Source organism: Lacticaseibacillus yichunensis, from assembly GCF_003946405.1.
In the GTDB taxonomy this organism is placed as follows: domain Bacteria; phylum Bacillota; class Bacilli; order Lactobacillales; family Lactobacillaceae; genus Lacticaseibacillus; species Lacticaseibacillus yichunensis.
Genome location: NZ_RHOG01000001.1, coordinates 122,069 through 136,109 on the forward strand (window position 1 = coordinate 122,069; position 14,041 = coordinate 136,109).

General features: G+C 56.8%; 16 protein-coding genes. 4 read left to right on the plus strand and 12 right to left on the minus strand.

The annotated features are described in order from the left end of the window. Positions 1 to 9 precede the first annotated feature (9 nt). Entirely contained in the window at positions 10 to 690 is a 681-nt protein-coding gene (locus EKM95_RS00520; RefSeq protein ID WP_125695877.1) for a 2,3-bisphosphoglycerate-dependent phosphoglycerate mutase, read from the minus strand. A gap of 116 nt (positions 691 to 806) precedes the next feature. On the opposite strand from EKM95_RS00520, the gene EKM95_RS00525 reads away from it, so the two are divergent. Together EKM95_RS00525 and EKM95_RS00530 are read left to right on the plus strand one after the other, a co-directional pair. Then, entirely contained in the window at positions 807 to 1,631 is an 825-nt protein-coding gene (locus EKM95_RS00525) for a GHMP family kinase ATP-binding protein (protein ID WP_164510029.1), read from the plus strand. Positions 1,632 to 1,821: 190 nt separating this feature from the next. Beyond that, entirely contained in the window at positions 1,822 to 2,847 is a 1,026-nt protein-coding gene (locus EKM95_RS00530) for a hypothetical protein (RefSeq protein WP_125695879.1), read from the plus strand. Between the two features lie 122 nt (positions 2,848 to 2,969). Here EKM95_RS00530 and EKM95_RS00535 read toward each other — a convergent pair whose 3' ends face one another. From EKM95_RS00535 to EKM95_RS00585, 11 genes are all read right to left on the minus strand, one after another. Further along, the gene (locus EKM95_RS00535) at positions 2,970 to 3,200 is read right to left on the minus strand and encodes a CsbD family protein (protein ID WP_125695880.1); all 231 of its coding nucleotides are present in this window, start codon (positions 3,198 to 3,200) and stop codon (positions 2,970 to 2,972) included. Positions 3,201 to 3,275: 75 nt separating this feature from the next. Further along, positions 3,276 to 4,031: an NADPH-dependent oxidoreductase gene (locus EKM95_RS00540; protein ID WP_125695881.1), complete on the minus strand. Its 756-nt coding sequence runs from the start codon at positions 4,029 to 4,031 to the stop codon at positions 3,276 to 3,278. A 133-nt stretch (positions 4,032 to 4,164) separates the two neighbouring features. Then, entirely contained in the window at positions 4,165 to 4,407 is a 243-nt protein-coding gene (locus EKM95_RS00545; RefSeq protein ID WP_125695882.1) for a DUF2187 domain-containing protein, read from the minus strand. Positions 4,408 to 4,491: 84 nt separating this feature from the next. Next, the gene (locus tag EKM95_RS00550; protein ID WP_125695883.1) at positions 4,492 to 4,734 is read right to left on the minus strand and encodes a DUF2187 domain-containing protein; all 243 of its coding nucleotides are present in this window, start codon (positions 4,732 to 4,734) and stop codon (positions 4,492 to 4,494) included. Between the two features lie 118 nt (positions 4,735 to 4,852). Next, positions 4,853 to 6,031, minus strand: a complete 1,179-nt coding sequence (locus EKM95_RS00555) for a serine hydrolase (protein WP_125695884.1) — start codon at positions 6,029 to 6,031, stop codon at positions 4,853 to 4,855. Between the two features lie 343 nt (positions 6,032 to 6,374). Continuing rightward, positions 6,375 to 7,013, minus strand: a complete 639-nt coding sequence (locus EKM95_RS00560; protein WP_125695885.1) for an ABC-2 transporter permease — start codon at positions 7,011 to 7,013, stop codon at positions 6,375 to 6,377. Continuing rightward, positions 7,003 to 7,869, minus strand: coding sequence for an ABC transporter ATP-binding protein (locus tag EKM95_RS00565; protein WP_164510030.1), 867 nt, complete (start codon positions 7,867 to 7,869; stop codon positions 7,003 to 7,005). The genes EKM95_RS00560 and EKM95_RS00565 overlap by 11 nt, the downstream gene beginning before the upstream one ends. After that, a complete protein-coding gene (locus EKM95_RS00570; protein WP_125695887.1) occupies positions 7,862 to 8,245 on the minus strand; it encodes a GntR family transcriptional regulator in 384 nt (127 codons plus the stop codon). The genes EKM95_RS00565 and EKM95_RS00570 overlap by 8 nt, the downstream gene beginning before the upstream one ends. 32 nt (positions 8,246 to 8,277) lie before the next feature. Further along, on the minus strand, positions 8,278 to 9,519 hold the full coding sequence (locus tag EKM95_RS00575; protein WP_125695888.1) for an ABC transporter permease: 1,242 nt from the start codon (positions 9,517 to 9,519) through the stop codon (positions 8,278 to 8,280). Continuing rightward, entirely contained in the window at positions 9,512 to 10,411 is a 900-nt protein-coding gene (locus EKM95_RS00580) for an ABC transporter ATP-binding protein (protein ID WP_125695889.1), read from the minus strand. The genes EKM95_RS00575 and EKM95_RS00580 overlap by 8 nt, the downstream gene beginning before the upstream one ends. 134 nt (positions 10,412 to 10,545) lie before the next feature. Next, entirely contained in the window at positions 10,546 to 11,448 is a 903-nt protein-coding gene (locus EKM95_RS00585) for an aldo/keto reductase (RefSeq protein ID WP_125695890.1), read from the minus strand. Between the two features lie 669 nt (positions 11,449 to 12,117). On the opposite strand from EKM95_RS00585, the gene EKM95_RS00590 reads away from it, so the two are divergent. Continuing rightward, positions 12,118 to 12,939, plus strand: a complete 822-nt coding sequence (locus EKM95_RS00590) for a hypothetical protein (RefSeq protein WP_125695891.1) — start codon at positions 12,118 to 12,120, stop codon at positions 12,937 to 12,939. A gap of 144 nt (positions 12,940 to 13,083) precedes the next feature. Further along, a complete protein-coding gene (locus EKM95_RS00595) occupies positions 13,084 to 14,025 on the plus strand; it encodes a hypothetical protein (RefSeq protein ID WP_125695892.1) in 942 nt (313 codons plus the stop codon). The last annotated feature ends 16 nt before the right edge of the window (positions 14,026 to 14,041 follow it).

Sequence of the window (14,041 nt, forward strand, 5' to 3'; positions counted from 1 at the left end):
AGCAGCCGGTCAGTCGGCCACCAGAACTTCTTTGGCAACAATGCTGAGGTCCGGCCCCAGCGTGTAGATGATCGGCTCGGCGTTTGCGACTTCCACGCCATCAATGTCCGCATCCCCGATGTTTTCCAGCCACTTGATCAACGCCCGCAGCGTCGAGCCATGGGCAACGACCAATTGATTTTCCCCACGCATCAGCCGCGGCGCGATCTCGTCGGCCCAGTATGGCAACAGGCGCCGGCTGGCATCGGCGAGGCTTTCCCCACGCGAGATGATGGTGGCGGGAAAAGCCGCATACGCCCGGCCCGCGACCGGCACGTGAAGCAGCGGCGGTTCGGCCTGATAACTACGGCGCCAGCGCGCGACCTGGTTGGCGCCAAACAGCGTGCGGGTCGCATCTTTATTCAGCCCCCGCAGCGCGCCGTAATGTCGTTCGTTGAGTCGCCATGATTTTTGAATCGGCAGCCAATTTTGACCGATCGCGTCCTGCACTAAATAGGCCGTGGTGATCGCTCGCTGCAGGACCGAGGTGTGCACGCAGGTGAAGGCGATGCCTGTGTCCGCCAACAATTGCCCCGCCGCGCTAGCCTGCGCCGCCCCGCGCGCTGTGAGGGGGACATCCGACCAGCCAGTATATGTATTTGAAAAATTCGCAGCACTTTCGCCATGCCGCACTAAGACCAATTTGACCATGAGCGCCTCCTGATGCGACCAGTATACCATTTTGTTAATTTTGCTGAAAACGGTAGAAAATGAGAGCCATATTAGATATACTATTAATATCTAATTTTGAAAGAAGGTGCTGCCAAATGAAGATCTGGGTCCCAGGTGTCGTCACTGCCCGGACGCCGCTTGCCAACTCGCTTGGCTTGGCGGTCGACCGCGGCATGACCGTGACTGTCGGCGATGAAGCGCTGGAATGGGAAGTCTCATCCTCAACAAAGGGAATCGCATCCGATCAGTCTAATCCGATCGTGGAGGCAGCCCTGATGGCCGATCCGACCTTGGTGCCGCATCAGTTGCAGGTGGAAAGTCAGCTGCCGATGGGCGAAGGGTTGTCCAGCTCAAGTGCCGCAATGCTCGCCGGTTTTTCCTTGGCGGCCGCGCTGAACGGCGAGGCCTTGGAGCTGCCGCGCATTGCCAAGCTCGCCGCACCCTATGAGCCATTTCCGGCTGCGATGGCCGCGGCGCTGCATGGCGGGTTTGTCCAGCTCAACGGGACAGCCGTCAAGAAACTGCAGCTCCATGGCGTCCAAGGCGCGCTGTATGTGCCGGATCACTTCACCGCGCTCCCGGTGCCGCTCAGCGAGCCGCACGAGATCGAAAGCGCCGGGCTGGAGCCGCTTTTGCGCGCGCTGGCCACCGGCGATACGATCTGGTTGATGCGACATTTCCCGATCGAGCCACTCGCCGAAATGGTCACGCCGAACTATTTTCCACATGCGGAAATGGTCCGGCGCGCAGTCCGGCAAGTCGGCGGGTTCGGGGTGTTCCCAAGCGGCAGTGGGCCGGCGCTCATCGCCGTTGCGCCAAAGACGCAGCTGAATTTCCTGCAGACACTGACGCCACTATTGACCGCGGGCAAAGTGGTGCCGCTTGAGCCATCCGAACAGGGCTTGACCGTCACGGACTAGTTTTTTCGGAGCTGAGAGCGATCTCGGCTCTTTTTTTATCCCCGTAATGGGAAAAATCGTCCAGCATCGCCATTTTGACCGAACACTTTTGTCATCTGGCCCCGCGCCCTCAGTCTCAGGCTATAGCCGGTTGAAGCGCCCGCTTATTTTTGAGAAACTGGCCTTATTGAATCGTCAGAAAGGATCTCCCATGCCCAAGACTGCCCGTCCCACCCTACTCGAACAAGTGCTGCTATTGATCGCCGCCGCGACCCTTCTGCAGGCAGCACTGCCCCCACTTGCGACCATGACCGCCGCCACTACGCTTGCCAGTTTCGGCGAAAGCGGGTTGCGTTTTGTGGCATGGATCACCATCTGGGGCCTGCAAACACTGCTGATCACCGGCACCCGCCGCTACCTGCACAGCCTCACGCCCCTGATCACACTCGGATTCTCGCTTGTGTTTGCCATCACAGCCGGCACCCAGGTGGCCACGAGTCTGCCTGCCACCTTGGCGATTGCCGGGGCGGAAGGCTGGCTCGCTTGGCAAACCTGGCACCGGGACGGGCTGGCCAGCGGGCTGGTGGGGGCCGGCGCCTTGGCGACCGCCGCGGTCAGTTTTCTGCCGACCGGGCTCGCTACCAGCTTTCTGTGGGCGGCCCAGCTGGTGGCCTTTGCTGGCGCCATGCGCCTCGCGCGAAAAACAGGTCAGCTGCCGGTTGGCCATGTGGTCCTACTCGTGGAATTGGTGCTTGGCCTGCTTTTGATTCAGCTGGCCAGCGATGGTCGGGGCGCGCCCAAGACTGCACTGCCGGCCGCCATTGCGATCGGGCTGATGCTCGCGATGTACGCCATCGCCGGTCCCCATTTCACCCGCGCCGCCACCCATCTGCCGGCCTTTGTGCTGGGCCATGTCGTGCTGCTGGCCAGCGCGCTGGGCTCTGCGGGACTGCTGCAACTCGACGATGCGGCTTTGTGGCTTGGCGCCTTGCGCTGGGCGTTGTTGGCCGCATTTTGCCTGGCCGTTTTTACCTTGCTGACCTGGTGTGGGGAATCCACCATCGATACCGGCTACAAGCGTTGGTTTTTCATCGGCTTTACCTTGCTCATCGATGCGCTTTACACCGCGATGACGCTGCACCTGGCACTTGCGTATCTGATTGGCACATGCGCGTATCTCTTGGCGGTGACGCTGTATGTTTGGCAGTTTATGATTCAGCGTGCAACACCACGTTGACTCCCACGGAACACAAAGAATCGGCCGCTGCGTCCGTCGCGCAGGGCCGATTTTTTTGCGGGCTTTTTCCCTGGCGAGCGGGGAGCCCTTATGTGCTGAGCGCCATGGACCCAGCAAATGAGTTATTTCTTTGATGAATCGACGGCGTCATTGAACTTCTTTGCCACTTTGTCAGTGGCGTCGTCTGTTGCATCTTCGGCTTTCTTTTTCAGCTCGGCGGCCTTGTCCTTGGCCTCGCCTGCCATTTGCTCAGCTTTGCCTTTGGCTTCCAGCTTTTCATCACCGGAAACCTTGCCAGCTGTTTCCTTCACCTTGCCGACGACCTTATCCTTCATCGCATCGAAGTCTGTCATGGGGGCAACACCTCCTTTCCTACTTCAAGCGTAGCAGGATGACGCCTGCAATTGCGAGCTGAACACCTCGGCTTCTCATTCGGCGAAAAATCCTTGCTGACTCAAGGCGGCTTTCAAGTCCCCCCGATGCGCTGGCAGCACTTGGCTACTGCCAGAGATCAAATGCGAAAACGTCTCGGCGCGCTGATTGGTGTCCCGCGTGGCGTAATACTCGCGGATCACCTCATCGTACGCGGTCACCCGCGCTGCCTCATCCGCCGGCAAACGATAGCGATTTTCAAAATGCACAAGCGCCGAATCCAGCCGCGGCTTGAACTGCGGCGCTTGATCTGGCACGCCCACGATCAGGCCGATCACGGGAAAAGTCAGCCGTGGCAGTTGCAACAAGTCGATCAACTGCAACGGGTCATTGAGAATACTGACGAGCAAAACAGTGCCCAGGCCCAAATTCTCGGCTGCGTTGACCACATTTTGTGCGGCCAGCAACGCATCCGAGGTCGCCTGCAGGAACTTGTCCGCCGACCCCAGGTGTGTCGCCGTGATCCCGGCACGCTGGGCGATCTGCCAAGCCCGGTGCTGGTCCGCAACGAAAATAAACAGATGCCCATTTCCCGCCACATAATCTTGCTTGGAGATCGCCGCGATCTGCCGCCTAAGCTGCGGATCCGTGATCGAGATCATGGAAAAAGACTGAAGAAAATGCGACGTCGCGGTGTGCTGCGCCACTGCCACCAAGGCGTCGATGGTCGCCGGGTTGATAGGTGCCGGCAAAAAGCGGCGGATGGTGCGGTGATGGAGCTGATTGCTGAGTCTTGAATCGAAGGTTGCCATGACTGTTGGCCTCTTCCCCACAAATTTGGATGCCCCAAGCATAGCATTTTCGCGGCGTGCGTGGCGGCGAAAATGCGAGCCATTGTGCATGATCAGGCAAGCAAAAAGACCTGCCGCAGCAAGTCTTCTCGCATTACTTATTCTCTTCTGGCTGCGGCGGAATGACCGCCTTGCCGCCCTTGCGGATGTGTTTATAGTTGACGACGGTCTTATGCTTCAAGTCTTCGACCAGACTGGCATCTGCCTCTGCAAAACTGGTGATGGTGAGCAAAGCCGAGTTCGCGTACAATTTTTCCACTGTGCCCTTGAAGCTCAGCGGCACATTTGTACTCTTGCGCACCGAAACGTTATCACCGACTGCGATCTCTTCGTCCAAAGAAGGTCCCCCTATTTCTGTCTAGCCTGATTTATCTGCGTCTACTTACAGTCTTCGATTATAACACAGCCAGCAAATTGGCGGTCAACCCACCTCGTCGATTGCCGGCAGGGGCATCGGCTCGCCTGCCTTGAGGACTTTCATCTTCTTTTTCGCAATGACCGCGCGGAATAAGAGCTCGCGGGCATTCATCGTGTCTTCGTCATCGTATTCGATGATCGACACGAACGCCGAATTTTCGTAGACCTTCTCGACCTTACCAGTAAAGGGGTGCTCCATGTTGCCGTTTGGCTTGCACTGTACGATCGCGCCTTTCGTGACTTCCATATGAAAACCCTCCCATATTGTTTATTGGGAAAATTATAACACGTATTTGCTTATCGTCAACATAATCAACCGTTTATGTTTTTGAAAAACGTGCGGTATTTTTTTGGCAACGGTCCGCTCACTCATACATGATCGATTCAACTTGCGCTGCAATGGCTTTGATCCGTGAAAAATCAAGCGTCTCCTGCCCATGGCCGCGGGTCATGATCACCAATAGATAGCGCTGGCCAGTCGGCAAAGTGACGAGCCCCGCATCGTTATTTTGATCATTCAAAAACCCGACCTTGTCCTGCACCGTCGCACCAGGTGTCACACTCGCCACGCCGGCCGGAATGCCGCTGCGATAGATCTGCACGCCCATGTACGATAGTAGCTCATTGCGCATTGTCGCGTCCGAAAAAGGCGCGCTGCCCGCCGCCAAAAGCTTGAGCAGGCGCATCAGATCATTGCTAGTCGTCGACGCCGCCTGGCCGGTCACAAAGGGGCTCGTGATGCCGAACGTGTTGAGATAACCATTGATCGTGGTGTTGCCATAAGTCGACCGGATGCCTTCCGCAAATGGATTGAGGCTCTGCTCGATCATATTTTTAAAATTCAGGGCATCGCTACTTGTCCACTTGCGCTGGCCCGTCAACCGTAAATGATACAAAAACGCGGTGATGTAAAGCTTGTAGGTGCTGGCCGACACAGTCCAGGTCCTGCCATTCACGCTGGTCTCATATTTGTAGCGGGCCGGCGCCGACGCGGCCGCCTTGGAGCCAGCCACCGGGGTCAAATTTGTGTAACTGACGCTGACGGTGCCGTCCGCCGCCACATCAGTCAAATAGGCCTTCAACTGCTTTTGCCGGGCCGCCCAAGTGGTGCCGGTCGTGGCGGCCTGCGATTTCGTGGATGCCGCACTGGCTGCCTTGGCTTTGGAGGAAGCCGCTGCTTTTTGGGCCGCTGCCTTTTTAGCTTTGGCTTCGGCGGCCGCCGCTTTGGCCTGGGCTTTTGCCGCTGCGGCTGCCTTTGATTTGGCATGCGAGGCCGCCTTGGCTGCCGACGCCGCCTTGGCCTTGGCCCGCGATGCCGATTCAGCCTTGGCTTTAGCCGCTGCCTTCGCTTGGGTCGCCGCTGAGCTACTCGCCGCTTCGGCCTTTTTGCGCGCCGCCCGACTGCTGGCGGCTTGTTGATCTGACTTTTCCGCCGCGATTGCCGCTGGTCGGGCCACAGTACGCTGCGTATCTTGCCACCAAACGACCACGCCGAATCCGAGCACCAGAATCGCACCTGCGACTGCGAGCCACCGTTTTTTCATGGGCGCGTCCCTCCGTTTCACATTATTCTGTCATGATACCGTATACACGGTCGTTTGGGTCGTTAATTATGCTAACTTAATCAATAACGAAATGGGCACTGCTGCCCAGCCAGGGTGCGTCACGAAAAAAATCCCGCCGCTTTCATCTCACCAAAAGCCCTCGGAAGATGTCAGAAGCTCAAGACAAGCGCAATTAATGGCATTCCGCGTCCGTATGACTTGTTCGAATTTGTCATCAGAGAATACCTGGCATTTTCAAAATAAACAACAATACGCCCGGCTTAGACACAAACAAAAAAATGCGGCCGCCCTCGTTCATGCGGTCGCATTTCTTCAGTTCAACTTACAGTTCTCGTTTCGAATACCAATGCAGACTCAGCGGCACCGACCCCACCAACAACGCGACGGCCCCTGCCACAACCCAGCCAAAGGTGAAGCTCGGCGAAAAGTTATCGCCGAGCGCGGACAGAAAGTTGAGCCCGATCACCACCAGCACAATCACCCCGGTGTAGATCCCGATCGTCGCGCTGGAATAGCCGACGCGCATCAAGAATGGGAATGGCACCGCGACTAACACAAGGAAAAAAGTCAGCGCGCCCAATGCCACCATGGCGGCCACCGAAAGCGGCAGATCTTCCGGCCGCATGAAACTGTAAATTGCAGCCACGACGAAGAGATTCAAGGCGATCACGCACTGCACGCCCACCGCAAACAGATAATGGCCGAGCACCACTTGCCGGCGCGTCACCGGCAAAGCCGCCAACAAGCCGTCGACGCCGCGTTGCTGATTGCTGTAAAACGGCACCATTACCACCGAACTACCCGCCCCAAACACGATGCCCACGATGATGGCAAACACGTCAAAATTCAGCATGGCCAGCACCAAGATCACCGCATCGGTTGCCAAAAGCAGCGCCCACCATGGGAATTTTATCTGAAGCGTGCGCAGATCCAGCTGCGCGACTTTGACACTATTGCGCATCCGCCTGCACCTCTTTTCCGTAATAGATCATCAGCGCGTCCAGATCCACCGGCTCGATTGTCAGCCCAGCCGGTAAGTTGCGCGCCGCCTCTGCCCGCATCATGAGCGAGAACCCAACCGCCGTTTCGCGCAGCCCAAGTCCCAATTTCTTCAGCTCCGGCGTCAGCTTGCCGCGCCCGCCTTTGACGAGCACATAGCGGTCCAGAAGCGTGGCCGTCTCGCCGAAAAATAGCTGGTGGCCGCCCACGATGTAGAGCAGATAATCCGCGATGCGGGCGAGGTCGCCGGTGATGTGGCTGGAGAGGATGACCGAATGCTGGCCGTCTTCGATATACGCCTGAAGCAGCGTCATCAACTGGTCGCGCGCGATCGGGTCCAGCCCCGCCGCCGGTTCATCCAAGATCACAAGCTTGGCGTCATGACTCAGCGCTGCCGCCAGATTCACCTTGGCCTGCGTGCCGCGTGAGAGCTTCTTGTATGCCGTTTTTTTAGCCACGCCAAACAAGTCGATCAGCTCGTGGAACCGCGCCGCGTCCCAATTTGGCAAAAACAGCGCCATGGCGGAATCCACATCCGCCACGCGCCAGCTTTCGGGAAAGCCAGTCGTGTCCAGCGCCACGCCAACCTCTGCGCGGGCCAGCGCCCGGGCGGCCGGCGTCGTGTCCCCGTTGAGCGTCACAGTCCCGGCAGTCGGCGCCGCCATGTCCAGCAAGAGCCGCAGCGTCGTCGTTTTGCCTGCACCGTTTGGGCCGATCATGCCCAAAATGTAACCCGCCGGCACGTTGAAAGACAACGGGCCAAGCGTGAATTCCTGGTATTGTTTCGTCAGGTCTTTGACCGTGAGCAGATCAGCCATCATTTTCTCCTTCCAGCAAGGTGTCGAGCATCGTGTGCAGATCAGCCGTCTCGACGCCGCCAAGTCTGGCCGCGTCGATCGCCATCTGGAGGCCATTTTCAATTGCGCGCAGGGCGTGTTCGTGAATCAATTCGTTGTCCTGCGGCGCCACAAAGGTCCCCTTGCCTTGCATGTTGGTCACAAAGCCCTGCGCTTCAAGGTCGCGGTAGGCTCGAGTGGTGGTGATCACAGAGATCTTGAGGTCCTTGGCCAGCTCCCGAATCGACGGGAGCTGCATCCCCGCCGGACAGTCGCCATTGAGAATCTGTGTTTTCACCTGGTCTTCGATCTGTTGATAGATCGGCACCCCGGCCTGATTGGATAAGACGACCTGCATGCAATTCCCTTCTTTCTATTTTTCAAAAATGCTTACCGCGCCTTGGCCACCGTGATGCTCTTCTTCATCGCTTTCCACAGGCCGCTATCGTTGTAGACCAAAACGTTTGCGGCGTAGGCTTTGGCGGCCAGCCAGGTGAAGGCGACCAAAAAGACGAGGTTCAGGAGCAGTGCCACGCTGACGTTGGCCAGGCCGACTTGATCGACGCCAAAGCGCGCAGGCATGATCATCGGCGACAGAAATGGCACGTAGCTCAGTACCGCGATGATCGGACTGTTGCCGGAACCCGCCATGATCGCCGCAAAATAGCCGATCATCGACACCATCACCACCGGCTGAAGTGCCTGGCCAGCTTGCTCCTGATTCGCGACCAGCGAGCCGCAGACCGTGGCCAAAATCGTGTAACTCAGGATGCCAATGATGAAAAAGCCCATGACGACCAACACAAACGGCCAACCGATCTGCGACCAGTCAAAACTCTTGAGCAGATCGCGCACCTGGGGAATTTTGTCCCGCACCGCCCAGGCGACCCCGCCCATCACGGCATACACGACAAGTTGCACCCCGAGCAAGCCAGCCACGCCGGTGATCTTGCCGTAAAATTGCGTGCTCGGATGCATCGCCGTCAGAATTGACTCTTCGATGCGCGACCCTTTTTCCGTGGCGATCTCCTGGGCGATCATTGTGCCATAGCTCAGCAAAAAGAGATACATCACAAGCCCGACGACCAGCGACAGCATGCTCTTCAGGTCCTCGGACTTGCTTTTTGCGAGGGTCATTTTGCCGCTGGCGGTGAAGGTGACGCTGGAACTGGCCAACTTCGGCGCCGTCAATAGCTCGCTCAGCTGCGCCTGCGTCAGGCCCAGCGACTGCGCAACGGCGGCAGTGTTCAGCCCGCCCAGCGCCGCAGTCAGGCTGTCGGTCTGGATGTTTTGGCCATCGTCGCGTTGAAACAGCTCGGCCTTTTTCGTCGGCAGGCTGGCCAGCACCAGGAGCCCATCCGCCTTTTCTGCCGCCAACTGTTTTTCACCGGCGGCTTTGCTGGCAACAGCCTTGTAGTGCTGGCTGTCGCTGCTTTGCTTGACCAGCGCCGTTTGGACCGCGGCTGGGCCGCTGACCAAAACGGTGGCCGGCTTTTGCGTCTGGCTCATCACAAAGGCGATCACGCCGATCACCGCGACGCCGATCAGCGGCATCAAGACCAGCGACCACCAGGAAAAACTGCGGATATTTTTGCGGAACACCTGCCCCGCGATCAATTTCAGATTACGCATTCGGCTCACCTGCTTTCAAGCGGAAGATCTCATCCAAAGTCGGCGCCGCCTGCGCAAATTGGGCAATGTACCCATTTTGCGTGACAGCGGTGAAAATGTCGCGGCCAGCCGCCTCATCGCTGAGGTGCAAGGTGTAATGGCCGGCATGCTGCTGGACCTCTGTGACCCCAGGCAAGGCGCGCAACTGTGCCTCGTCCAGCGGCGGGTCCTGCAGATAGATTCGCGTGCGGCCGAACTGATTGCGAATGTCATCTACCGTGCCGGATAGCACCGTCTCGCCATTTTTCAGCATCACCAAATGATCGGACAAAGCCTCGACATTGGACATATCATGGCTGGAAAAAATGATCGCGGCCCCCTGTTTTTTCATCAATTGGATGCCCTGTTCCAGCAGGCTCGCATTCACCGGATCCAGCCCGGAAAATGGTTCGTCCAGGATCAACAACTTCGGCTGGAAGATCAGCGCACAGATCAATTGAATTTTCTGCTGATTGCCCTTAGAGAGATCCTTGAGCTTGTCCGTGCGTTTGCCCTTCACATCGAAGCGCTCGAGCCACTCCGGCAAGGCGTCCAGCACGTCTTTTTTGCGCATGCCGTGCAGCTGGCCGAAAAAGGCGACCTGCTCCTCGATACTCAGCTTGGGATAAAGCCCGCGCTCCTCTGGTAGGTAGCCGATCAGGTCGCGGTTCATCTTCCCGACTGGCTGCCCATCCCAGAGAATCTGTCCCGCATCAGTGCGCAAAAAGCCAAGGATCATGCGAAACGTCGTCGTTTTCCCGGCGCCGTTTTGGCCGATCAACCCCATGATCTCGCCCGGGTGAATGGTGAACGATTCGTCCGCCACCGCCAGCTGATCGCCGAAATGTTTGGTGATACCATGCACCTCTAACATTTGTGTTCCTCCTCGCACATTGTATATATGTGCATATGTACAGTATAACGCAGGAAGAAAAAGGTCAAGCCTTTTTTCAACGAACGCAAAAAGGCGCGGACAAGTTTTTCATTTGTCCGCGCCTTGAGTTGCTTTTATTTAAATGTCGAAAACGCCTGATCGATCTGTTCATATTCCGCCGAGCTGAGCGTGAGCTTGAGCGCCGCAACATTGGCGGTCACCTGTTGTGGCACCCGCGCGCCGGGAATGACGGTCATGATCGCCGGATTTTGCACATACCACGCGAGAATCACTTGCGCAACGGTTGCGTCATGCGCCTTTGCCACATCCCGAACTTCCGCCAGCCCGGTCATGATCCCCGCGTATTGGCCCGCCGTGAAGCGTGGAAAACGCGCCCCATCCGCCGCACTGTACTTGCCGGTCAAAAGTCCCGAGGCAAGCGGGAAATACGGGACAAAGCCGATGCCGGCCTCTTTCAGATAAGGTAACAGCGTGCGCTCGGCCTCGCGGTGCACCAAGCTGTAATTGTCCTCCACCACATCGACCAAGCCGTCCCGATTGGCTTCCTTCAGTTGCGCCAGCGAAAAATTCGAGACGCCGATCGCCCGGATCTTGCCGGCTTGCTTCAACTTGGCCAGCGCGGCGACCGCCTCATCTTTGGGCGTCGTCGCATCTGGGAAATGAATGTAAAACAGGTCGATTGTGTCGGTCTGAAGGCGGCGCAACGCGTCATCCACCGCCTGCGTCAAGAACGCCGGCGAGTTATTGGGCCGCCAATCGTTTGCCGGATCCTGCGCAGCTTTGGTCGCGATCAGCACACGCGACCGTGCGCGGCTGCGCTGAAGCACCTCACCAATGATCTCCTCGGAGCGCCCCTTGCCATATATGTACGCCGTGTCAAACAGCGTGACGCCATCCGCCAGCGCCTGCTCGATCACGGCAAACCCATCCTCATCGTTGAGGTCCTTGAACAAATTGTGTCCGCCGACCTTATTCGTCCCAAGACCGAACGTGGGAAATTCAACAGTTGTATGCATCTGCCAGCCTTCTTTCTGTATGGCCTTATTTTAAGCCCCGGCTGGCGAAAATTCGAGGCACACGCCTTTGATCAGAACCATCCTGAGACGCAAGATCCATAAAAGCCTTCTGAAGGCACAGCAAACAGGCCGAAGCGTGCTCCGGCCTGCCAAATTTTAGGTTGGATCCCTTTCCCTCTTCATTTTCGAGATTCCTCCCGTCGGTGTTAGGGAAACTTATTCAGTTAGAAATTGGGTGGTACATTTTTCCGGTACTTCCCAGTACCGGGTCCGTTTAAGCCCTTTGGGTCACCCCCTTACTGCAGGTAACCGTCATTGCGTCGCTCGGGGTGGGTCGCGGGTTGGCTCCCGCCGGACTGACCGACGCTGGGAGAGAACTCGTGGCAAGCTCCTCCACGCCTCTCAGTGTCGAAAACAGTATAACGCCAGAAAACGCTATCGTCAACTGTTTTGTGAATCTTTTTTCGCCGATCTCGCTTAATTATTTCTTGCAACAAAAAGAGGGGTTCCCTCGTTGCTCCCAATTATCATCGTGTTTGTCTCAGTTAGCAGCCTAGGTTCTAGATACATATGAGTTTTTCGATCTATACAAATTTCACAAGCCAATTGAATGACAAATAACGCTATTCGGTCTAAACTTTTTGGCAAACCAGGAAAGGAGTGATCAAAATGGCGACCCAAAAGCAGATCATCACGTTGTATGGCTGGATTCTCGGCATCGTCAAAGCGGACATGATCGACCCTGTGACCAGCCACGTCACAACAGGCGTCTATGTAAAGATTGGCGCCGACTGGATGCAAGCCGGCGCAGACGAGTCCCGGCTTCCAATTGACTCGATCATTGTCTATATCGACGTGACCCCAGCCCTACTTCGACGAGACATCTTCAGGATGGATATCGCCGGGATGAACAGTTTCACTGGTAAAGTCGCGGCGGCCTATCTCTCAGTATCCATGCCACAGACCAAATGGCGGCTGACTCGCCAGGCAGCTACAGCAAAGGAAATGATGCGGATCGAAGCGAGCTGGCTTGGCCGCCTCAAGAAAGCAAAAGACCTCGCCCCGCGTGACCTCACCCGGCTCGATCGTCTCTATCTGCGTTACACGAATTCCGAGCTGACCCTCGACCAGCTTTATGACCTTCAAACAAAGCTCGTCAAACCCTACCGAGGCGGCCTGTCGCACGAGTTGGTCGCAAAGCGGCGGGCCGAGCTCGCCCTCATCGAAGCGGACGATGCCAAAAACGGGGCGCCGGTGCCGCTTTTGCTCAATGCCAAGCCTGGCGACTGGTTGTATCAGGCGAAACTCGACGGCTGGGTCGATCCAAATTTCATTGAGAAACCAAATCTTGATTATGAGGCCAAGCTCACGCGGCTGATCGAGCGGCTTCAGGGCGAGGCCACTTACCGCGCGCGCAATCATGTGCCATTTTTCGAAGAAGGTGATCTGCCTCAGGATCTGAAACAACACCATTTTCAGCCGCAAAGCTAATTTCGATAGGAGATGCTAATTATGGCCGAAAAAGCGTTTCAAGCCGACCTTTCAGCGACCATTATCGGTGGTGTCACTGAGTACGTCCAAAATGCGAGCGGTTAGTTCGTTCCGCGAGATTTCGTTCACTTCAAGCTTAGTGTGGTGAAAACGTATGCACAAGATGTCGATCTCGATACCGAAGAGGCGCTGATGCCGTTTTCCACGGACTTCATCGCACGCAACGTCAACGTGGGCGACCAGCTTGGCCCCCAACACCCGGTCACGCTAGCTCGAATGGTGATCTATTCTGCAGAGGCGGTGCAAAACTGGGAAAAACAGAAAGCATCCGCGCGTGATCAGCTTGTTCTAGCCGCACAAAACTTTGCCCGTGATCAAAAGAATGGCAAGCCAGTGGTGGAAGCCGCCAAACAATTTGCATCAGGTAAGGGCACGTTCGAGGCAATGCAAGCCAGTGAAGTCCGCGCGGCTGGCCAGTATGGTAAAAAAGCCACAGGTCCACTTGGCCGATTGCTTTCGCGGCAGCGCCAAGTATGGACGCGGTATCAGGCACAACCCGCACCAAAGCCACGGGAACGCACGTTGATCATTGGTCTTTCGCTTAATGATGTCGATTCTTCCGAGATCACTGACGATCGGATGCCGTACAACGAATATCGCATCAAAGATCCCGTCTATCGCCACCAGCTGTTTTTGTGGTGGAAGGATCGCGAAGATGGCGTCCCGACTGGTGATAGGAGCGCCATCGGAATGCCGCATAGCCGGTCGTACAAGAGCAAGATCATGCTCGGAGAAGATGATTTCCGGCGACTAGAAGCCGCTAAAGAGCCAGTTGGGTCCGACTCAAAACCAGCGATTGGGGAAGCGCCAAACCCTGCTGAGGCCAAGCCAACGACTGAGGAAAAGGTGCCTGACTTGGGCACAAAGTCAGAAGCTGGGGACAAGCCCAGTGACCTGATTTCAAAGTCAGAGTCCGAAGTGCGATCAAGCACCCCTGCATCTAAGTTAGCGCCCAACGAATCGCCAACTGTCTCCGACAAGAAGCCAGAAGACGGGACCACAGATTCCGCCACACCGCCGCAATAACCTATACAAAAAGCCG